We start from the raw sequence: 20,567 nt of genomic DNA, 5'->3' as shown, positions 1-20,567 counted from the left end.
CGAGCAGGGACGAAAGTCGGGCTTAGTGATCCGGTGGTTCCGCATGGAAGGGCCATCGCTCAACGGATAAAAGCTACCCCGGGGATAACAGGCTGATCTCCCCCAAGAGTCCACATCGACGGGGAGGTTTGGCACCTCGATGTCGGCTCATCGCATCCTGGGGCTGTAGTCGGTCCCAAGGGTTGGGCTGTTCGCCCATTAAAGCGGTACGCGAGCTGGGTTCAGAACGTCGTGAGACAGTTCGGTCCCTATCCGTCGTGGGCGTAGGAAATTTGAGAGGAGCTGTCCTTAGTACGAGAGGACCGGGATGGACGCACCGCTGGTGTACCAGTTGTCCCGCCAGGGGCACCGCTGGGTAGCTATGTGCGGAAGGGATAAGCGCTGAAAGCATCTAAGCGTGAAGCCCCCCTCAAGATGAGATTTCCCATCGCGTTAAGCGAGTAAGATCCCTCGAAGATGACGAGGTTGATAGGTCCGAGGTGGAAGCGTGGCGACACGTGGAGCTGACGGATACTAATCGATCGAGGGCTTAACCTAGAAAAGCGGAGGCCGCCCGCCTATCGGCGAGACGCGCTGGAGGGCCTGCGAGGAGGCTCGAACCAAGCAAAGCTTGGTTCTGCGTGGGTGGTGCCACAGGAGCGTATGCAATGTGTCGCCGCCACAGCAGAACCGAAGCGTCGCGAGCCGATGGCGGCCGGAGCTAGACAGTACGAAAAGCGGAGGCTTCTTCCCACCAAACGGTTATCTAGTTTTGAAGGAATGAACTTCCTTTATAATGCGGAAGTAGTTCAGTGGTAGAACACCACCTTGCCAAGGTGGGGGTCGCGGGTTCGAGTCCCGTCTTCCGCTTTCTATCATGCGCTCGTAGCTCAATTGGATAGAGCATCTGACTACGGATCAGAAGGTTAGGGGTTCGAATCCTCTCGAGCGCGTTCAACCAATTTTATAAAAAAGATATTGACAAAAAAGATATTAATGATTATATTTTTTATTGCAACTGTTTATCCCGGCTGTATGGATAATTTAATCAATCATGCGGGTGTAGTTTAATGGTAAAACCTCAGCTTCCCAAGCTGAAGTCGTGGGTTCGATTCCCATCACCCGCTTTTCTTATTTCACAATTCTTATGTCCCAGTAGCTCAGTTGGATAGAGCAGCGGCCTTCTAAGCCGTCGGTCGGGAGTTCGAATCTCTCCTGGGACGCCATCTACATATGAAGAAATGCGCAAAACTGCGCTAAAGCAAACTCTTTGTCAGAGGCACGATTTCTCGTGTGACGATGGAGAGTTTTTATTTTTGGTAAAGAACATAAGAACAACCTGTCAAGGCTAAGGAAATCGAGAGGGCTCAGTTGGATAGAGTAATGTGTAACATATCCTAGAGCTTGCTACGAGTTGTCCCGACGCACTTGGCTTCTTTGAATTAGCTAGTAGAGGAGGGGGTACCAGCTCTAAGCGATTGGTCTCGGGACTCCATTTATAAATGATTTATTCGGATTAAAATTGTCGAAAACCTTGAAATGACCGCATTTACGGTCATTTTTTCATTTTTGGTGAATCCCGATTTCTATGGGAGGGAGTTCATGCAAAGGCGCGATTCGAGGATATAGATTCAAGGTAAGAAGTGCATGCCACGGGATGATACAGGCTCTTAAGTGTACAAAAAATTGTAAGGCCCGAAATTAAACCATTCGGGCCGGAGAAACAAGAGAAATTGGATCATTGAAAGACATCCATTACTGATCTGAGGGGGCATCTTCCTCATTGGGCTCTTTAAGAAGCAATAGCAGGGAGATAAAAAAACTTATGCTCAAGATTATTGACAACCACCATCCGAAGATTTCAATAAAGGCCATTTTATCATCCTTCCCCTCATTGTTATGTAAAAAATATGCAAAAGAGCTGTGGATGTATACCGGGAATAACAGCTTATTTTGATGCATAATGAGACGTGAAATCGAAAAAGACCGGGATTTCCCCCGACCGAGAAATAGGGGTTATATCCATATTATACCATATAAGGGTCTTGATGGTGAAACAAAAAAACAGATGTCATTCTTACGAGATGTGGACGGGGAGAAGATCAAGGCTGTGGAGGCAGCACTTGAAAAATATCGCATGCCTATGTTGACGGTTTCAGACGAAATCTTACCACGCGTGACGCAAACATGCTCTCTCGTGCCACCAAGCTCTATCCCTGTATTGGACAATTCAAAAGGCTACAATACAAAGCTCGTTTGGAGGAAACGTGGATACAAACATGTTGCGCTAGGGATGGATGATTTACAGCCGAAAAAAACACATGCGTACTTTTATTACGATAAGGAGTTAAAAAGGTTGGGTGGCTGCTTCCCGTTACACTGGTTCACGGAGTTTCGAGAAGTGGATGCAGATGAAAAAGGACGGATCTATAATGATCCGCCCTATAAAACTTTTAAGTGGATTCTAGAGATTAGTAGCCACCAAAGCCACCAAAGAAACAACTACATCCAACAATAATTAAAAGGATAAACAGCACAACAATTAAAGCAAAGTTTGACCTTAAGCCAAAGCCACCTGACATTTTGTATCCCCCCCGATTTAACAAGATAGTACATCCTATGTGAAACATAGCCAACCCGTATAAGACAAGCAGCCTAGGTAATGAAAAAATGATGAATACGTTCAGCATTTTGTTGGAACGGGAGAAGCGATGTACGAATGATTTTTGGTGCTTTTTCCTTTTGTTTAGCAGGCAACCAGTTCTCCGGAGTTACTTCTTTTGACGTGGGCCATAGCCATCAATTTGTTGACGTAACAGAACCTGCACCAAGTGGTGTTCTACATACACATTGTTATTTCACCTTTACTTCCTTTATTTGTAAAAGTTACTGATAAAACACGAAGCATCTATAGAAGACAGTATAAACGAAAAGCTCAAAATGTCTCGGCATTTTGAGCTTTTTCATTTTTCTATTGCAACGAACAGATTCGCTTGGTTGAAAAAGGAGGATTACAAGAAACAAGATGGAATATCAATAGCTAAGTAAAATGAAGAATATACAGGTGGGATAGGTGATGTATATAACAAGATGGGCAACAAAAAATGAGCTCCCGTTACTTGCGGAATATTGGTTTCACATGGCATGTGAGATGGGGGAAAAGGATGGCATACCTATACCAAACAGTGAACGTGTGAACGAAGTGAGAAACTTATTTCTTAAGGAGAGAGAGGAGAACAATTTAAGATTCCGGGTGGCGGTTGATGAGCAAGGAAACATTGTGGCATGTGCAGGGGGACTGATTAGGATGGAGTATGCCACCCCTCTAAGTGAAGAACCAACTCCTTTTGGTTGGGTAATTAGTGTTTATACAATTCCCCATCATCGAAAAAAAGGCTTGGCTGTAAACTAGCACATTATTTCAGAATCCCTTTTTCAAATTATTTCAGGCGGATTCGGAAATAATGTGCAAAATTTTTGCGGATTGTTCCGGATTTTGCACATTCTTTCGGAACGTTTGCACGCTCTTTCAGATGAAGATTTCCAGCGCGCCTGATGGACCGATGGAAAAGAAAAAGCACAAAAGAGGCCGATTCGGCCCCTTTCATGCTAATACCCCATTTCCTCTGCGGCCATGCGCACCACTTCTTCGTCAATGGCGTCCTTTTTCAGCTGATACCCGTATAACAGGCACGTCGTGGCCAACGTGTTGATCACCCGAGGCCATCCCCGCGACTGCAGGGCAATCGCCTCTAACGCCGATGGGGTGAAGATCGGGTGCTTCGCCCCGGCCTGTTTCATCCGATGCTTGATGTAGCCCGCCACCTCTTCCTTCTCCAGCGGCCCCATCCGGTATCGCATGATGATCCGCTGGTCGAGAGGGCGGTGCTGATTGAGCCGCAGCTTCCCCTGTAAATGGGGCAGCCCGGCCAAAATCAAGACAAATGGGTTGGTCGAATCCATCTCAAAGTTGAACAAGATCGCGATGTCCTGTAAAAATGCATCCTTCGCTAAATGCATCTCGTCCAAAATGAACACCGGCGTGATCCGCCGTTCATGATACAATCGCTCGATCGCCTGCTGGATTTGGCGGAAGAGGTCTACCTTGCGGTACTTCGGTTCCTCTCCTAATCCCAAGGCCAAACCACGGTAAAAATCCATCACGCCTCCGGTGGATAACGGAAAGTAGACGACATGATACAATGATGGATTCAATGACTCTTTCAGCGCCCGAAGGGCGAACGTCTTGCCCGCCCCTGGCTCTCCGATTAACAGCCCGATCCCCCGGGTTCGTTTCACGTACTCCAGCGCCCGCAACGCTTCCTGAAACGGCGCCCCTTGATACGCCTCGGACGGGTCTGTTTCTTTCGCAAACGGCTCCCGCGAAAGGGAGTAAAACGATTTATACACCGTGTTCTCCCTCCTTCGCCGGAATCGCCGCAAACGGGGACCGATGGCGTTTTACATAGGCGTTGTCCTCCAAACGAACCCGAACGGCCTCCGCCACCTTCCTTCCATCTTCGTACACATAGACGCCCCGTTCGTCATAGCGGAGTTCAATCGATTGCCCAATGAACCGGGGCGGCACTTCATACAGCTGCTTGTTCAAGGTGATCGTTCCATCGGCTTTGACCTTGCGGTGCTCCCGCTTCAGAAAAATCGCATCCAGCCAATCGCTATCTTCGATGAACGACACGAGATGCACTTGCGATTGAAACACCTCATGCGGCGTTTTTCCGTCCAGCGAGGCGTGCGGTTTTCGATGATACTCCTCTTCAAGCCACCTCCAAAAGCGCTCGTTCAGCTCTTCGAGCGACTTCGGGGGATCCAACTCCAGCAGCGGATAAAACCGCGTCTGTACGGTGCGGAAGAACCGTTCGATTTTCCCTTTGCTTTGCGGGTCATACGGCTGGGTGTGGATGAGCGTAATTCCCATCTCGGCGCACGCATACTGCAGCACCTCGGATCGATAAATTTTCCCGTTGTCCGAGTAAATGCGCTTCGGCTTCCCGCAACGAAGCACCGCTTCCTTCGTGACGATCCGCAGCCCGTCAAACTTCTCCGAAGGGAAAAACTGCGCGTACGGCACAAACCGCGAGCAGTCATCGATATAGGCGATCAAAAACGTTTTCTGGGCTTTCCCATTGACTCGAATCGTTGGTCCATGGGATAAGTCCCCTTGCCAAAGCTCATTGATCTGGTCATACGCAAAGCGCTTTCGCTCCGGCATGGGCAAGATTTCTTTCCCGACAAGGTTGTGTTTTTTCAACAATCGGTATATAGTAAAGTAAGAGGTATGATTTTCTGGGATTTCCCCCTGCTCGATCAGGTGTTCGTAGAACACCGTCACGGGCATGGTGGGATGTTCTTTTCTTAGGGCTAAAATATGATCCTCATCATCGGGCGACAGACGCCTTGAGTGGCCGCGGTCCGAACGGCGCTTCGGCTTTAAGGCGTCAAAGCCCCCTTTTTTGTATCGGGTGCACCAATCGAGGATCGTCTTGGCTGCGATTCGTTTGTCGCCCTGGTGGGGAACATGGTGCACTCGCTCGCTCACCTCTTTCAGATACGTCTTCGGTTCCACCTGCCCATTCACCAACGGAGCGATTAGCCCGTACCGAAACAGGGCAATGTCGTGTCTCATCGACTCATCCATTCGAATCTCCTCCTTGTCTCACTTGGTATTGTCAAAAGTTTATCCTCCACACTCACTGTTTTTCATTGAGTTTCAACGGTGAGAATAAAAAAAGCTTGCCACCCCCGTTGTTTTAGGCCATCATTGAGGTAACCCCACACCCAACACCCAAAACAAAGGAGTGACAAGCTTGTTACCTCAATTATTAGCCTATTTGCTCGAAATAATCAAGTCCCAACATCAAATCATTGTCTATTTAATTGGTGCCTTATTAGGAAAATCCTTAAGCCGCAAAGACATGGACGAACCGGTTCGAAAACCGTACCGAAAACTTCAAGTCGATGACCTTCCCATCATCGATGTCCCAGAAACACTCGACTACCGGCAGCTTTTAGCCGACTACGAAGCCCGGCACGGCCGTCCGTTGCCGCCGATCCAACGCCGGGACAACGCTAAACACCGTGTTCCGGATTCGTTGACGTGTCCCCGTTGCCAGGCGCCGTCATCCTACCTGTACACCAACAACGGCGGAAAAGGGCAGTACCAATGCAAAGTGTGCCAATGCCGGTTCAACCATCGAAATCGGTTCAAAAAGCAAGCGGTCTTTCGTTGCCCGCACTGCTTCCAAACGCTTGAGAAAATCAAAGAACGCAAGGACTACTACATCTACAAATGCAAGAACAACGACTGCCCGTTTTACCAAAAGAACCTTCGCCGGATGAGCCAAAAAGAACGCCAACGGTTCCAGCAGAACCCTCAAGCCTTCAAGGTGCGGTATCTGTTCCGTGAGTTTTTGTTTGACTTTCAACCATTGGCCCCATCGTCGCCGAAAAAGCCAAAGGTCGATTTGTCTCGTCTGGCGGTGTCGTCGCACACCCTCGGACTCGTGTTGACGTACTACGTTAACTATGGGATGTCCTCCAGACAGACAGCCGGAATCATGAAGGATGTGCATGGCGTGTCGATCTCCCATCAGACGGTACTCAACTACGCCAATAGCGTCGCGCTCATGATTCAGCCATTTGTCGACCAGTTCCCGTACGAGCTGTCCGGCTCGTTCTGTGGGGATGAGACGTATATTCGCGTGAAAGGACGCTGGCATTACCTGTTTTTTATGTTTGATGCCGTGAAAAAAGTGGTGTTGTCGTATCGCGTCTCGCCCCACCGGGATGCGTTGTCGGCCATCCGGGCCATCGATGACGTCCTGCGAAAGCTGTCGTCCATCCCGGACGATTTGTCGTTCGTCGTCGACGGCAATCCCATTTACCTGCTGGCGCAGCACTTTTTTGCCCAGCACGGGATTCCGTTTGACGTCCGCCAAGTGATCGGACTGACCAATGAGGATCCGGTGTCCGAAGAGTTCCGCGCGCTCAAACAAATCATCGAGCGATTCAACCGGACGTTTAAAGGCAACTATCGGCCGACTCACGGATTTGGCGCGGAAGAAGGATCGGTCTCCTTTGTCACGCTGTTTGTGGCGTATTTCAACTTCCTGCGCCCGCACGGTGCACTCGAAGGCCGGGTTCCTGTCGTCATCCCGGAGCTCGCCGATCTGCCCCATATGCCGGCCCGGTGGACGAAGCTGATCGCCATGGCTCAAGATTTCCTCCAACAAGAGGCAGCCTAACTTTTTTGTCCGCCGGAGCCCATGGATCAGAAGAACAGCCGGATTCGGCGAAGCGAACCCTTGACCAACCGAACCTCGTCAAAGGTAAAATTCGGTAAGGGCAAGGGCGGCTTTCCTATGCCCTCTTTTTTGTCCCCGTCGCCCTTGACGTCCCTTTCACACCTTTGGCGGGTGTTGGTCAAGGGCGAATCCGGCTCCAAGGATGCCTTACGATGCTCCATGGGATGGCGGATGTGGAGTTTTCATAAAACTTTTGACGCTACCTCTCACTTGGAATCAGGACCGTTCCGGTCCGTCTGCCCTTATCGTACCGGATCGCTTTTTCTCCGTCGATAGGAAAGGTTTGTGGGAACCTCAACTATTTCCAATTTAGGATATGTATGTAAAATCAGGATCCCATTTGATTCGCAAAAGGGTGTCGGAATCCGTCCTCCCACATGTCTCTGATGACCGAATAGAGACCGTGTTTCTCCAACGTCCGGATCCACCAGGAAGCCCGTTCCTTTTCTTTTTTCACGATAGGGCCTATGATCCTCCACCGCCTCGCAAAAAAGCTGTGAAGGCTTGATAGGTTTCGGCAGAACCGCCGGACATAAAAGATGATGCCGTCCTTTGTCGGGAGAAACGGAGCCCGGTTCGTCCCCTCGGTCAATCCCAACTGCTCTTTCACGACTTGCCATATGGCGGACAACGTATACTGAAAATACGGGAGGAGAAAGGAAGGCAGCACACTCACCGTCTTCAAGCATTCCCGACAGCGATACCGGACAATCCAAATGCGATAATCACCATGTGGGGTCAATGCGTTTCGCTCATAGTAACCGTGGCGGTGCAACGGGCGCTTGGCCCGGCAATGCGGACACTTTTTCAGAAGAGGGAAGTCGTTTTCTTTTCCACGCTCTGCATACGTTTGGACGTCAATGTCAAAGTCATGAAATTGAATCACGTCCTCCTCCCCCTCCTATGAACCGATGGATTTTCTCTTCCGAAATAATTCACAAAAAATTTAGCACATTCTTTCAGAAAAGGGGAGAGGGCTTTCTGAAGGAATGTGCAAAAAAATGGCTCTTTTGTTCCGAAATAAAGTGATAATTTACACTTGGCTTCCCAATTGGTGGAAGAAGTCTGTTCTTGGCTAAAAGAGCGAGGCGCAAGAAGGGCTCGGCTATGGGCAAGTTCAGAGGGCCGGAGAATCTATGAACGGCTTGGCTTCTCCCCGATGCTCGATATGGAGAAAGCATTATAATGAGTAATGTTTCTTTCGGGAACGAGAGCTTCAATGGAATAAGAACAACCAAAGAAGTCTTAGGAAATAAAAATCCGATTACAAACCGGAGCCGAGCCCGTTTGGAAGTGAAGCCGAACAATTTTCCAAGGACATGAAGTTTCAGCAAATGAAGATTTCAACGTGGAAGATAAGTCTGGATACTCGATCGTTAAGCTGATACAAAGCACAAAATCATTGAGGTGCACGCTAACCGATGGGGATGGGGGGATGACACATTCCTGAGCTTAGGCGCTGTTCAAACCACAAGAATTCTACGGTGTTAGCCGTGTGGAGTGTCAACTCCTATCCTTTGGATAATTCTTACGTATAAAATATCAATAATTTTATGATGGGGTTATGACCCCACCAGGACGCCACCTACATCGGAACAAGTGCGCAAAACTGCGCGAAAGCAAATGCTCTATCCAAATATTGAATTCCTCGATAGAGTGATAGAGAGTTTTCATTTTTGATGAAGGAGATGACAACAGTTTGCCAAGGATAGGGAAATCCGGAACGATCGGCGATGAAAACAGCTGTATCTTGTCTTTAAAATGAAAACAAATTGAAACGTTCATGGCGGCGAAAGTTTGTTAAAATATACAAGATAGAAATAAAATAGCGGAATCCGCCATACAATGAACATGCATGGCAAATACATGAATCAGGTGATCGACATGGGGTTTGAACAACAACTCGTTCATAAGACATTTTATGAAACGTTAATTGATGGAGGAGAGCACGATATTGTCAGCGCGCTTGGCGACATTTTCTTCACCGCGTATCGGGACGGAACCGATTTGTCGTCCATTCGCTTTGCGCAAGGGGAAGTGTACTTCCACCGTCGTGATTATGAGACCGCCATTTTCAAATGGGAAAACGTTCATAACGATTTGCGTCCGTGGGCGCAAAAAAACATTGCGGACAGCTACTATGAGCTCGGACAGTTTCAGCTCGCCGAAGAGCTGTACCGCTCGATTGAGGCAGAAAGCGAGACGCTTCAGGCGGAAATCATTTTGCGTCTATTTTCACTCTACCGCGAGTTGGGTGAAAGAGAAAAAGCGGATGAAATGATTAAGCGCGGCGTGGCGCTTTCCCCTGACTACCCGAATATGACTGAATGGGCCCGCGCCTTTTTTGAAGAACAAGGCGATTGGGAAAGTGCCATCGAGCTCGCTTTAGGGGAAGCGGTGCGGACGTCGGCGCGCCATTGGGCGGACACTTTGACTGGCTACGTTGAGCAGGGGCATGCGCGGATGATGGCACCTGCGCGCTTTTCACGGTGTTTAGCGCTGTTGTATGAAACCGATCGGGTGAAGTTTGAACGATTGGTGCAGGCGTTATGGAACGGTTATAAAGATAGTGATGTTTATTTTTCATGGTTGGCAGAGTGGAGTTCCCTTTACGATGAGCTGGCAATTGGCCGAGATTATGAGTGGAAGAGAATTCCATCCCTTTTGGCTGAGGCGTATGACGGGTTAATGAAAGGGCCGTATCGGTTGAAAGAACTCGTTGAAGTCGTGCCGCCGCTCTTAAAAAGCTGGGTGAATTTGGCTGACGGTCAGGGAATGGCGGAGGCCGCGGCTGCCTTGATAGCATGGAGTGAAAAATTTCCGGAAGGCTTTAGTGACGAAATGGTGAAGAACGCCGCTAAACAGTTTGTCTGTGCGGATCGGCAATCAGAAGAAGCAGGAGTGGCGTTATTTGAGGAAATGGCTGATTGGGCAGAGACGCAGCGGGCGGGCTCGCATTTTCGCTTCCGCTGGCTCGTACGGCAGCTTTCCGATCTGCGGACGCATCGCGTTCTTGTCGCTGGAGCGTCGCGAAATGAACGCTTGGCATTTTTGCGCACGGTAGTTGGCGAAGCGGCATTAGTGGCGCCATCGGCTCCAGTGCTTGTTTGGAAAAACGGCGACGAGACCGAAGTGGCGAAAATTAGTGATGAACAGTTTACTGTTTTTGCAAGCATTGATGAGTTTCAACAAGCATTAGGAGGGCGGGCCGTCCGTTTTCCTGATGATGCAGTCATTGAGTGCACGGCGCCGCTTTCGCTTGTACCGCAAGAAGTAGCCTTTTTGGACATCGGCCCGCTTGGCGGACGCGTCTCTTCTCATCATGAGGCGCTCGTTTCATTCCCGCTCGCCGATAGCATTCTTTTCCTTCTGAACGGTGATGATCCGTTTTCCAGCGTGGATGAACAGCTCGTGCTGCAGCTTTGTGAACGAGCACCGCGCGTGCCGATTCACTTTTTATTGCCTCCGAGCGACGGGATGATCGATGAGCAGGAGGAGCTACGGATTGCTCGAGAAATCGAAGCGCATATTCGCACCATCGTCCCGAGGGCGAACGTGCTCGTCTATTCACCGCACGCGCCAAGCCGCAAGCAGCAACAAGCGCTCGCTGACTTGCTTGGAGAAGTGCGCCATCATCGGTCTTCCGTGCGTCGGGAAGAAGCGATTTTGGCGACGATTCACCAGTTTATTGCCCATTTGTTCCGGCAGCGGGCTGAGGCGGAAAGCCGGTTGGCAGAGTCGATCGTCTGGAAAAAAGAAATGGCCGCCAAGCTGAACGGGGCGATCCATCAACTTGGCGATCAGCAAGAAGAGAAAACAAGGAAAGTAGTGAAAGCGTTCCGGACGGTTTTAGAAGAGACGCGGAAGGACTTGTCAGCGGCGATTCCTGACATGCTGCGCAAAGCGGCCGACTTTGTGCGCGAAGACAGCGACTTTGCCCGCCTTCACCTCGAGCTGAATGATCAAGTGAACGAACAGCTCCGCACCTATATTGATGAAGAGGTGCTGCCGAAATTACATGGTGCCATAGAAGATTGGATTGCCACGACAAATGAGGAATTCAACGAATGTCAGGCGTTTTTGCATGAAATGGGCGAAGCGTTTAACGCCATGTTTGGCGAAGAACGGCTGAAGCTTGAATGTGATTTCCGCATTCTTGCCGATTGGCGGCGCGATATTGATCGGCTTGCGAGCGGGGCGCAAATTGATAAGCTGAACATTTTCCTTCGCCGGACACCGGGGCAGCTGCTGTTGAAAGGAGCGGGCAAACTGCTTGGGGCCTTCGCGCAAAATAAGGTGATGTTGGCGCAAAAGTATAAGCAATTTATCCAAATGCAAGATTACACGGATGTAGCGGAAACGGTCGCCGGGCAGTTGTTGTTGCCGTTTGAATGGTTTGCCAAATCGCTTGAGCGTGACATCACCCAATTTTTCCAAGCGCCGTTGGCGGTGTTAAACGAAACGTTAGAACGATTGGAGCTCGAAATTGTTGCTCAGGAAGAGGAATTACAACAGATGCGAACAAATCCAGAAGCCTATCGCGATCCGCTTGTTCTTTTTGGCATTCGTTTGCGACAATGCGAGCAGCTGACGCAGGCGGCTTCTGCTGCGGTTCAAGTATAAGGAAAATCGGCCGGATATCGGCCGATTTTTCTCAGACTGTTGAAAAACGATTTTGTCGAGGGACAAAACCGTTTTTTTTTTTTATGATATACGTTGAGAAAACAACTGATAGGAGAAACCACTTATGTACTACTACCAATCGAACGTAGAGATTCAACAATCAAGCTTATGAATTTTTCACCTTCATTATTTATTTTTAATTTTTTACCCTTCTTTTCAATATGAATGCTCTTTTTAAACCATTTAGTATAAATTGAGATGATATAATAGTTAAGTCCATATAATTGTGTAAAAAGGGAAATAGAAAAAGAGCCATGTTGCTTCCCCTTTGGTAGAATAAACAGTGGACCAAAAACACCAAACATAAGGAGGAATGCAACCATGGCTCAATATCATATTACCCTAAATGATGAACTTTTGCACGGGTTATTCACCAGAGATGAGGGATTAGCTAAGCTATTGGAACAAGTCCTCAATCAAATCCTCGAGGCACAAGTAGAAGAACAGCTGGGAGCTCGCCGTTATGAACGAACGGAAGAACGAAAAGGCTATCGAAACGGTTCGTATCCACGCCAGCTGACGACCCGGGTGGGACGGTTGACCTTGCGCGTTCCACGGACAAGAGATGGGGAGTTCTCTACGGAACTGTTCCAACGGTATCAACGGAGCGAACAAGCACTGGTACTGGCACTAATGGAAATGGTGGTAAACGGGGTGTCTACCCGAAAAATCACTCAAATCACGGAGGAATTATGCGGCACTTCGTTTTCCAAGTCCACGGTCTCCTCACTGTGCAAGGGACTGGATCCGATTATCCAAGACTGGAATTATCGTTCCCTTCATGAACACGTGTATCCGTTTGTGCTAGTAGATGCTATTTATACGAAAGTCCGGGAGGATGGACGAGTACGCTCCAGAGCCGTGTTGATCGCTACAGGAGTGAATGAGGAAGGATATCGAGAAATTCTTGGCCTGCAAATCGGAAACAGTGAATCGGAGTCCAGCTGGAGCGAGTTCTTCGGATGGCTGAAAGACCGGGGACTCCGGGGAGTGGACTTGATCATCTCGGATCAGCACGGTGGGCTGGTGCAAGCCATTGAAAAGCATTTCCAAGGCGCTACATGGCAACGATGCCAGACACATTTTATTCGTAATATCCTCGATGCCGCACCAAAGTATATGCAGGATGCCTTGCTCGAGGAGATTCGTGGGATTCTTCATGCTCCAAATAAGCAAACGGCCCGGCTGTTATTGGAACAAGTGCTGGCCAAATGGGAAGAAAAAGCCCCAAAAGCCATGCAAATCCTCGAAGAGGGATTCGAAGACGCCACCGCCGTATTGGACTATCCGGACCGTTACCGGCGGCGCCTGCGCACGACCAACGGAGTGGAACGGCTGAACGAAGAAATTCGCCGCAGAGAACGGGTCATCCGCATCTTTCCGAACCGGGAATCGGTGTATCGCCTCGTTGGTGCCGTGTTGATCGAAATCGATGAAAAATGGATGTCAGGGCGCAAATACTTGGATATGGCTGAATATTGGCAGTGGCGGAAAACGAAAGAGCAAGGAGTCCGATCGGTGAATCAGGAGGCTCCGGCGATCAAGAGAGTGGGATAACCTCTACGCCGTGTCAAGGAGAACGTGGAATACCGGAGCGAAGCGAGGATATGCCGCGAAAGCTCCTTGACACGCCTGTTCCTTGACAACATGATCATTTGTCCGGGAAGGCGACCGGCAGGGAGACTTTCCGGTCTTACCTACCATACGTCAAGTCATCAGGTCCATGTTGTCTATCAAAGGGGAATTTACACAATAATTTGGACTTGACCTGATATAATTGTTAAAGAAAAAAATACAATTGGTATAAGTGGGATCCAAGGGGTGATGCTTATTACTTGATAGCTGTCACCAATAAGTCCTGACCATTCATAGGAAGTCGTTTTCGGAGGGTCTATCTGCATATAGTCGACATAAGTGCCTCCAAAAAACAATTGTAGCACTCCTAGGTGAGCTAACACCATTAATACTTGAATGAATTGCTGAATAGACAACAGAACCCAATTTTCCAAAACATGTGGAAGCACATGCACTTTGAAAATATGCCATTTGGAACCGCCTAATATTTTAGCTGCTTGGACAAACTCTTCCCTATACACTCTCCGAATGTCATTGGCAATATAAAATGACAACGTTGGAAGAGCAAGAACAGTGAGAACAAATACTTCAAATACGGCCCGTTTCCAAAAAGGATGCGGAAACCCGTCGCTCGGCATCCATAGCACATTGACTAAAATAAAGTAAGCGATTAACGTTAACGGAACGACAGTAAAACTATCAAAAAAGTTTTCTAGTTTTGGAATCCATTTTTTGCAGTATACTCCTAACGTTCCCCCGATCATAATGGCCAAAGCCATGCGCAACATCATGATAAGCAAAGCGATTCCTATAGTAAATTTTGCGCCTTGAATCATCATATGAAGCATGTCGTATCCATTGCGATCGGTCCCTAACGGAAAACGAAGAGAAGGTGCAAAAGGAGGAGTGCCGATAACATTACCATTTTTATCAAAAAGAATTGGAACTTGTCGAATGCTCCCATCATTAATTATGCTGTTTAACAAACTTAATAAGAGCAATATGCTGATAAAAAGGAACCCCAGCATAAATAACTTGTCCCGGATCAATATACGAATCAAGCTACTTCTCTCCTTTCCACATCTGTGGAAGAAATAAATAAGAGATTTTATAAAATAAAAAGACAGGGATATATAATAATAACAACCCGAGCGCAAACACTTCCGGAGTATGATATTCAAGCAAAAAAGCAGTAATGCCGCTCACGTTAAAGACATACTCGATGATAATCAAGTTCGAAAGCATAAACCAAATCATTGTTTTCGAATAATAAATCAATCCCGGCGCTACGTTCCGCAGCACATGTTGATTCAAAATATAGAAAAAAGACAGCCCTTTTGAAAAAGCGTATTCTACATATGGCTTATGAAGTTCGTTTTCATATTGCTGCAAAAGAAACTTTGCAAACAACAGAGAAATCGGAATACTCAGACAAGTGGTGGGCAAAAAAAGGCTTCTTTCCTCTCCTGCGGAAGCAAGCTGAAAGATGAGCCAGCCGGTTTTTTTGAATATTACAATTACGATTAACTGAAAGGTCACGATAATCAGCAGATCGGGCAAGGATTCAAAAAGACCCAATATCATTTTGATTCGCTCCATATGGCTCCGGAAGAAAAGAAGCGTGATATACGTTATTCCCCATGCTAATATTAGTGCTACCACGATTGCCAACCCGCATAATAGAAGCGACTCCCGATAATGAATAAGAATTTGTGGGAATACTTTTCTATTCGTTCCATATTCGATACTTAGTGGATGAATAAGCTTCATGATGATGTATCCTAATGTTTTTACATATTCCTTTACATTGATCGAAATATTATGAAATAAGCTGGGAAAACCACTGACCATCACTACTCCTAGGATTGCCAATAAGCATTCTAGTATTATTCCAGCAATGAATTTCATTATTCTTATCAATAATGTTCCTCCCTCTATAAATGTTGATATATCAACGGTTGTAGCCGTCTCAGGGGTGTCAAAAAAATATTTTTCGACAAAGATTCTAACATTATTTCTTAAATATGTGTATATCTTACATTGACTGGGTACGCTTCGCGGCCACTACTGGTTAAATTTGGTTGTAGTGGAGGAAGCGTATGGGATGCACCGTGGATCTCTGCATCGCTGATGATGACGAACCCTCCCATGTCTCTTGGCATCCTTGTGCCTACATTCCTTCGTTCGGTCTAGTCATCAGGCAGAGGCCGGCTAAGCTCCTTTAGGGACTCAAGGTCGAATGGATGATATCGCGCCAGCTTCTCCGTGTCATCCTTGTTGTCTAGAGAATCGAGACTATAGGCATCAAGCAGCCGTTTCGAGGCCAAAGATGTCCTGCATCATTCGCTTCGCATCGAACGCTTGGTGCTTCGTACATACAGCGTGCAATACCTTCAATAATTTTCCGCATAACACCACAATCGATTGCTTCTTCCGCAACGGATTATCAGGACGTGTCGTGTAATATTCGTGCAGCTGCCGAAACGCTTCGTTGTGGCGGATCATCGGCATCATCACGCGGAAGAGGAGGGCGCGCAACCGCCTTCTTCCACGCTTCGAGATCCGTTTTTGCCCTTTGTGTTGGCCGGAGGAATGTTCCCGCAGCGTCAGGCCCGCTAATTTGATAAGCTGCCGCGGATCCTGATAATGGGAGAAACTCCCGATCTCTGATAACAGTTCTACGATGGTCGCATCGCCTAAGCCCGGAACGGTCTTCAACCATTCGTACTCGACCGATGTCTGTACGAGTTCGATCAGCTGCTCTGTCAGTGCCTCGATTTCTTCTTCCAGTTGGCGGTACCGGCGGACAAGCGTGGCAATTTCGATACGGGCCATCTGTTGTCCTTCCGTTACGCCAATGGAGTGTTGGGCCAATTCCATCAACTTCTTCGCTTTCGGTTTTTGTGGCGATTGTAATCCCTCACTTTGCCGGTAAAGGGCCAGCACCTCTTCCAGTTCTTTTCCTGCCAGATCACTCGGAAATGGCGTATATTCCAGCACCGCGAGCGCCATTTTCCCAAATGACGGGAAGACTTGGGAAAACTCTGGAAAATATCGATCGAGCCAGCGAATCATCTGATTTCGAACTGCTCCCTGTTCTTCCACCAATTTGGAGCGAAATGTCGCTCCAACGCGCAGCTCCGCCTCCATCCCTTTCAGAATACGCGGATAGCTGAATCGGCCGTCTTTCACTAACCGGGCAATGACGAGCGCATCTTTCGCATCATGCTTGGTTGGAAGGTTATCGTCCAGCTCTTTCGATCGCTTCACGTGCATCGGGTTTGTCATGACGAGAGGGATGCCTTTCTCATCAAGAAAATAGGCGAGATTCAGCCAATAATGTCCCGTTGGCTCGATGCCAACGATCACCTCGGTTTTTCCAAATTCCTTCATGGCTTCTACGATACACTGGTACAACCATTCCAATCCTTCTCTCGATTGCAGAACGGGAAACGGCTTTTTTAACACCCTCCCTCGCTCATCCACAAAGCAGGCATAATGTTTTTTCTTTGCGATATCCATCCCAACAACCAGCGTTTGATCGGTGACTTGATTAATCTTCTTGTTTGAGATAGAATTCATGTATAGTCCTCCTTGGTATCCAAATTAGGGGTCAATTCGTGCGATTGACACCCCCGAATCATACCAAGAGGGCTTTTTTTATTCAAGTCCCCGAAAAAACTTCTAACAGGAATGCTCCTTTCTAATAAATTAATTTTGTAACATAATAAAAAAATGGCGTATTATTAATTTTCTACAAACATTTATTCATTTTTAATCCTGATACCTCTATGTTTCTAGATATTCGCCACGAAATGGACTTGACAATCAGATTTTTTTGAATTGTGGTACAAAAACGTAATTTCCTGTATGGTAAACGTGATCTAAACATTAACCAGGGAGGAATTTTTATTTGCGATCCCAGTTTATCAAATATTTTATTTATTTACCATACTTCGCTAGTTTACTTGGGGGTAATCATCTTGTTTTTTAGTAAAAACAGAGACTGTTGAAAAAACGGCCGATTTTTTATGTCCTCCATCCCTCCTGTCGGCCAAGCGAAAGTCAGACCAGAAGCAGCGAGCAACGAAGGAAGCATAATGTTTCACTGCTACGGGTAAGCTGGGGGAAAGACAACGGTTGTGTAGTGCCGCAAATTTGGCTCATCCGTCCCGGGTGTCCCTTGCTATACGCTAGCTGGACGTTTACAGGAAGGGGGATGCTTCCATCGCTTTTTTTCTTGCATTCTTTTTTTATAAAGAGTAGACTTTGATTGTAAAAAGATAATACGTTTACGGGAGCTTGTGGAATCAGGCTGAGAGTACGGCTAATCCGCCGTTGACCGTTTGAACCTGTTGGATAATGCCAGCGCAGGGAAAGAGAGTATGGACAAGCACTTTGCCTGCGCGCAAAGTGCTTTTTTATGTGGATCGGAATGCGCGATAAGTGGAAAGGGGCGGGGAAGGTGACTCAACAAGAAATCATCGAAAGCTTGCTTCAGTTTATCAATCAAGAAACGTCCACAGAGGAAGAATTCAATGAGCATGCACTCATGCTATTTGCTTATCAATACGAAAACAATCTCCCGTATCGTACATATTGCATGCAAAAAGGAAAAACGGCAAGAACGGTGAAAACGTGGCGGGATATTCCGGCTGTACCGATTAACGCCTTTAAAGAATTAACGTTAAGTTGTGTTTCCCCCGAACAGGCTGAGCGCGTGTTTATGACGAGCGGCACGACGAGAGGCGTGCGCGGGAAACATTATCATCCAACGTTAAGCGTGTACGATCATTCGATGATCGTCAATTTTCGAAAGCGGTTCATGAAAGAGCGTGACAAAATCAAAATGGGAATTCTTTTCCCGACAGAAGAGCATATGCCGAACTCTTCACTCGCTCATTATTTAGCCCTCGCCGTCAACGTGTTTGGCACGGAAGACAGCCACTATCTTGTCGACCGCGACGGCCTTAATATGGATCGGCTTCTTGCTGAGCTCGAACAGGCGGAACAATCAGGTGAGCCGTACGCTCTTTTAGGCGCTTCGTTTAGCTTCGTTCATGTATTTGAGGAGCTCGCAAAGCGCGGCAAAACATTCCGCTTGCCGGAAGGAAGCCGGATTCTTGATACGGGCGGCTTTAAAAACCAGTCCCGGGAAATGGATTTGGACGAATTTTATGATACGCTGTCTGCTTACCTTGGCGTCCCGCGCCGTGAGTGCATCAACATGTACGGAATGACCGAGCTTAGCACGCAATTTTACGATGACGGAAATGAGACCGTTCCATCGGTGAAATCCGGACCGCATTGGATTCGCACAAGGGTGATTCACCCGTTGACCGGAGAAGAGATGCCAAAAGGGAAACGCGGCGTCCTCGTTCATTGCGATCTCGGCAACTTTAACTCGGTAACAACGATTTTGACAGAAGATATGGGCGTGGAAACAGACGGCGGCTTTTTGTTGCTTGGCCGGGTGCAAGGGGCGGAAGCAAAAGGTTGCTCGATGGCGGTCGAAGAATTCATTCGTGCGGCGAAGGGGACATCCGAATGAGAGAATATGCCGGCTATATTCCTCATATCGGGGATGAACCGATCGAAACGCGCGTGTTAACGTTTGAAAAAAACGGCGAAAGAGTCGAAGTGGAAGTTCCTCTTTTAACGGTCGAGCAGTTAAACAAAGTCATCGAAAAAGTGAAACAGGCTAGCGCCCAGTTTCTCAAATCGCTTTCGGTGACGGAGATCATCAACTTGCTTGACCGGGTGATGGAACAGCTGTTAGACCGCCGCCATCCATACCGGCAAAAGGCGGAGCAAGTGCTGCCGATTGTGACTGGCTATGATGAAGAAATGGTTCGTTTAGGGTTGACTTCGTATTTCAAAACGTTCCGTAAGCCGCAGCTGCAGCGCTTTCTTGTTGAGGACTTGGAAAATCCGCTGCTTCTTGATGATTTTCAACCGCGGCCTAAAGGCGGCCTTTCCAAAGCGGTCGGTCCGGACGTCATCGTTCACGTTTGGGCGGGAAACGTGCCGGCGCTGCCGTTATGGAGCCTTATTTCCGGGTTGTTGGTGAAGTCGGGAAACATCGGGAAAGTGTCGAGCGCCGAGCCGTTATTTGCCGGGTGGTTTGCCCGTTTGTTAGTAGAGGTGGAACCGAAGTTGGCGGATTGCCTCGCTGTTGTTTGGTGGAAAGGCGGAGATGTCGAGAGGGAGCGTGCGGTGTTTGGACAAGCTGACGTCGTTGTCGGCTATGGAAGCAACGCGTCGCTCGAAGAGATGCAGCGCCGCCTCCCGGTAACGACCCGCTTTTTGCCGTTTGGGCATAAACTGAGTTTCGGCATTGTTTCCCGTTCCTGCCTTGATGCGCGCAAGGCGTGGCATGTCGCCCATCAGGCGGCGTTCGATATTGTACGCTATGACCAGCAAGGGTGTTATTCGCCGCATCTGTTTTATGTGCAAACAGGGGGGATCGTATCGCCAAAAGAGTTTGCCCGCTATGTCGCCCACGAGCTGAACTGTTTTGCGAAACGGTTTCCGCGGCGTCCTCTTTCCCTTGAGGAAATGGCGGCACAAGCAAGTTGGCGGCAGCGCGAAGAACTGGACGTGTTGGTGAACAAGGAAAAAGAAGTGCTCGGAAACGAAGCGGGGGATTGGACGGTCGTTTATGAACCGGAACGCCGGGAGTTTGCTGCGAGTTGTCTAAACCGGGTAGTGAAAATCGTCGCTTTTGATGACATTTCACAAATCATTTCAGAAATTGCCCCGTATCGGGCGTTTTTGCAGACGGTGGGAGTGGCCGCCTCGCCAAAAGAGCTGTTCGAGTGGGCGGAGTGGCTAGGAAAAGCAGGCGCCACACGCGTTACGGCGCTTGGGCATATGACTTCTCCTGAAGCGGGCTGGCATCATGATGGGCGCTTTAATTTGCGCGATCTCGTGCAAATGGTCGACATTGAATCGGCGGCTGAAGCGTATGCGGAACAGTTCGCTCCTTATGTCGATTAAGGAGGAAAA

General features: G+C 48.2%; 15 protein-coding genes, 4 tRNA genes, 1 rRNA gene, 1 pseudogene and 1 riboswitch (1 of these 22 only partly in view). Of the genes and pseudogenes, 12 read left to right on the top strand and 9 right to left on the bottom strand.

What is annotated here, in order from left to right:
- The 6 genes from NSQ22_RS11340 to NSQ22_RS11315 form a co-directional block, all read left to right on the top strand.
- A 23S ribosomal RNA gene (locus tag NSQ22_RS11340) occupies nucleotides 1-537 on the top strand; it begins 2,392 nt to the left of the window's first position.
- Between the two features lie 240 nt (nucleotides 538-777).
- Nucleotides 778-849: transfer RNA gene (locus NSQ22_RS11335), tRNA-Gly, on the top strand.
- A gap of 9 nt (nucleotides 850-858) precedes the next feature.
- Nucleotides 859-932, top strand: a tRNA-Arg gene (locus tag NSQ22_RS11330).
- A 103-nt stretch (nucleotides 933-1,035) separates the two neighbouring features.
- A tRNA-Gly gene (locus NSQ22_RS11325) sits at nucleotides 1,036-1,106 on the top strand.
- 22 nt (nucleotides 1,107-1,128) lie between these two features.
- Nucleotides 1,129-1,205 (top strand) — tRNA-Arg (locus NSQ22_RS11320).
- A gap of 842 nt (nucleotides 1,206-2,047) precedes the next feature.
- Nucleotides 2,048-2,497 carry a hypothetical protein gene (locus NSQ22_RS11315; RefSeq protein WP_049756695.1) on the top strand — a complete coding sequence of 150 codons (450 nt, stop codon included), beginning with the start codon at nucleotides 2,048-2,050 and terminating at the stop codon, nucleotides 2,495-2,497.
- Here NSQ22_RS11315 and NSQ22_RS11310 read toward each other — a convergent pair.
- Complete coding sequence (locus NSQ22_RS11310; protein ID WP_078172638.1) at nucleotides 2,451-2,561, bottom strand: YjcZ family sporulation protein; 111 nt, start codon at nucleotides 2,559-2,561, stop codon at nucleotides 2,451-2,453. The two genes, NSQ22_RS11315 and NSQ22_RS11310, sit on opposite strands and share 47 nt — an antisense overlap.
- 494 nt (nucleotides 2,562-3,055) lie before the next feature.
- On the opposite strand from NSQ22_RS11310, the gene NSQ22_RS11305 reads away from it, so the two are divergent.
- Nucleotides 3,056-3,391: a GNAT family N-acetyltransferase gene (locus tag NSQ22_RS11305; protein WP_223812882.1), complete on the top strand. Its 336-nt coding sequence runs from the start codon at nucleotides 3,056-3,058 to the stop codon at nucleotides 3,389-3,391.
- 197 nt (nucleotides 3,392-3,588) lie between these two features.
- Here the strand turns inward: NSQ22_RS11305 and NSQ22_RS11300 are convergent, their stop codons facing one another.
- Both NSQ22_RS11300 and NSQ22_RS11295 read right to left on the bottom strand, forming a co-directional pair.
- Complete coding sequence (locus NSQ22_RS11300) at nucleotides 3,589-4,389, bottom strand: AAA family ATPase (protein ID WP_011230382.1); 801 nt, start codon at nucleotides 4,387-4,389, stop codon at nucleotides 3,589-3,591.
- Nucleotides 4,382-5,635 (bottom strand): IS481 family transposase, encoded by a 1,254-nt coding sequence (locus NSQ22_RS11295; protein ID WP_021292743.1) that lies wholly within the window; start codon nucleotides 5,633-5,635, stop codon nucleotides 4,382-4,384. The genes NSQ22_RS11300 and NSQ22_RS11295 overlap by 8 nt, the downstream gene beginning before the upstream one ends.
- 169 nt (nucleotides 5,636-5,804) lie before the next feature.
- Here NSQ22_RS11295 and NSQ22_RS11290 point away from each other — a divergent pair, with 169 nt between their 5' ends.
- Nucleotides 5,805-7,241 carry a DDE-type integrase/transposase/recombinase gene (locus tag NSQ22_RS11290; RefSeq protein WP_081157677.1) on the top strand — a complete coding sequence of 479 codons (1,437 nt, stop codon included), beginning with the start codon at nucleotides 5,805-5,807 and terminating at the stop codon, nucleotides 7,239-7,241.
- Between the two features lie 388 nt (nucleotides 7,242-7,629).
- Here NSQ22_RS11290 and NSQ22_RS11285 read toward each other — a convergent pair whose 3' ends face one another.
- Nucleotides 7,630-8,187 carry a DUF6431 domain-containing protein gene (locus NSQ22_RS11285; protein WP_190300663.1) on the bottom strand — a complete coding sequence of 186 codons (558 nt, stop codon included), beginning with the start codon at nucleotides 8,185-8,187 and terminating at the stop codon, nucleotides 7,630-7,632.
- A gap of 358 nt (nucleotides 8,188-8,545) precedes the next feature.
- Nucleotides 8,546-8,704 (bottom strand): annotated as a pseudogene (locus NSQ22_RS11280) (IS982 family transposase); the annotation flags it as partial.
- A gap of 442 nt (nucleotides 8,705-9,146) precedes the next feature.
- Here NSQ22_RS11280 and NSQ22_RS11275 point away from each other — a divergent pair.
- A complete protein-coding gene (locus NSQ22_RS11275) occupies nucleotides 9,147-11,924 on the top strand; it encodes a tetratricopeptide repeat protein (RefSeq protein WP_081157623.1) in 2,778 nt (925 codons plus the stop codon).
- Nucleotides 11,925-12,046: 122 nt separating this feature from the next.
- On the opposite strand, the gene NSQ22_RS11270 is transcribed toward NSQ22_RS11275, so the two are convergent.
- Nucleotides 12,047-12,289: a hypothetical protein gene (locus NSQ22_RS11270; protein WP_339263484.1), complete on the bottom strand. Its 243-nt coding sequence runs from the start codon at nucleotides 12,287-12,289 to the stop codon at nucleotides 12,047-12,049.
- Between the two features lie 16 nt (nucleotides 12,290-12,305).
- Here NSQ22_RS11270 and NSQ22_RS11265 point away from each other — a divergent pair, with 16 nt between their 5' ends.
- On the top strand, nucleotides 12,306-13,541 hold the full coding sequence (locus tag NSQ22_RS11265; protein WP_031406929.1) for an IS256 family transposase: 1,236 nt from the start codon (nucleotides 12,306-12,308) through the stop codon (nucleotides 13,539-13,541).
- A gap of 188 nt (nucleotides 13,542-13,729) precedes the next feature.
- On the opposite strand, the gene NSQ22_RS11260 is transcribed toward NSQ22_RS11265, so the two are convergent.
- The 3 genes from NSQ22_RS11260 to NSQ22_RS11250 all read right to left on the bottom strand — a co-directional run bounded on the left by NSQ22_RS11260 (nucleotide 13,730) and on the right by NSQ22_RS11250 (nucleotide 17,141).
- Nucleotides 13,730-14,620, bottom strand: a complete 891-nt coding sequence (locus tag NSQ22_RS11260; RefSeq protein WP_339263482.1) for an ABC transporter permease subunit — start codon at nucleotides 14,618-14,620, stop codon at nucleotides 13,730-13,732.
- A 1-nt stretch (nucleotide 14,621) separates the two neighbouring features.
- Nucleotides 14,622-15,329 carry an ABC transporter permease subunit gene (locus NSQ22_RS11255; protein WP_232724460.1) on the bottom strand — a complete coding sequence of 236 codons (708 nt, stop codon included), beginning with the start codon at nucleotides 15,327-15,329 and terminating at the stop codon, nucleotides 14,622-14,624.
- 534 nt (nucleotides 15,330-15,863) lie between these two features.
- Nucleotides 15,864-17,141: an IS110 family transposase gene (locus tag NSQ22_RS11250; protein ID WP_311089061.1), complete on the bottom strand. Its 1,278-nt coding sequence runs from the start codon at nucleotides 17,139-17,141 to the stop codon at nucleotides 15,864-15,866.
- A gap of 702 nt (nucleotides 17,142-17,843) precedes the next feature.
- Nucleotides 17,844-17,953, top strand: a riboswitch (TPP riboswitch).
- A gap of 29 nt (nucleotides 17,954-17,982) precedes the next feature.
- Here NSQ22_RS11250 and NSQ22_RS11245 point away from each other — a divergent pair.
- Both NSQ22_RS11245 and NSQ22_RS11240 read left to right on the top strand, forming a co-directional pair.
- Nucleotides 17,983-19,110 (top strand): long-chain fatty acid--CoA ligase, encoded by a 1,128-nt coding sequence (locus NSQ22_RS11245; protein ID WP_198520159.1) that lies wholly within the window; start codon nucleotides 17,983-17,985, stop codon nucleotides 19,108-19,110.
- The gene (locus NSQ22_RS11240; protein WP_081157416.1) at nucleotides 19,107-20,558 is read left to right on the top strand and encodes an acyl-CoA reductase; all 1,452 of its coding nucleotides are present in this window, start codon (nucleotides 19,107-19,109) and stop codon (nucleotides 20,556-20,558) included. Before NSQ22_RS11245 ends, NSQ22_RS11240 begins: the two co-directional genes overlap by 4 nt.
- Nucleotides 20,559-20,567: the final 9 nt, after the last annotated feature.

Source organism: Geobacillus sp. FSL K6-3411 (assembly GCF_037965715.1).
In the GTDB taxonomy this organism is placed as follows: Bacteria; Bacillota; Bacilli; order Bacillales; family Anoxybacillaceae; genus Geobacillus; species Geobacillus thermodenitrificans.
Note: the sequence above shows the minus strand (reverse complement) of the source record. Positions and strands in the feature narration are given on the sequence as shown.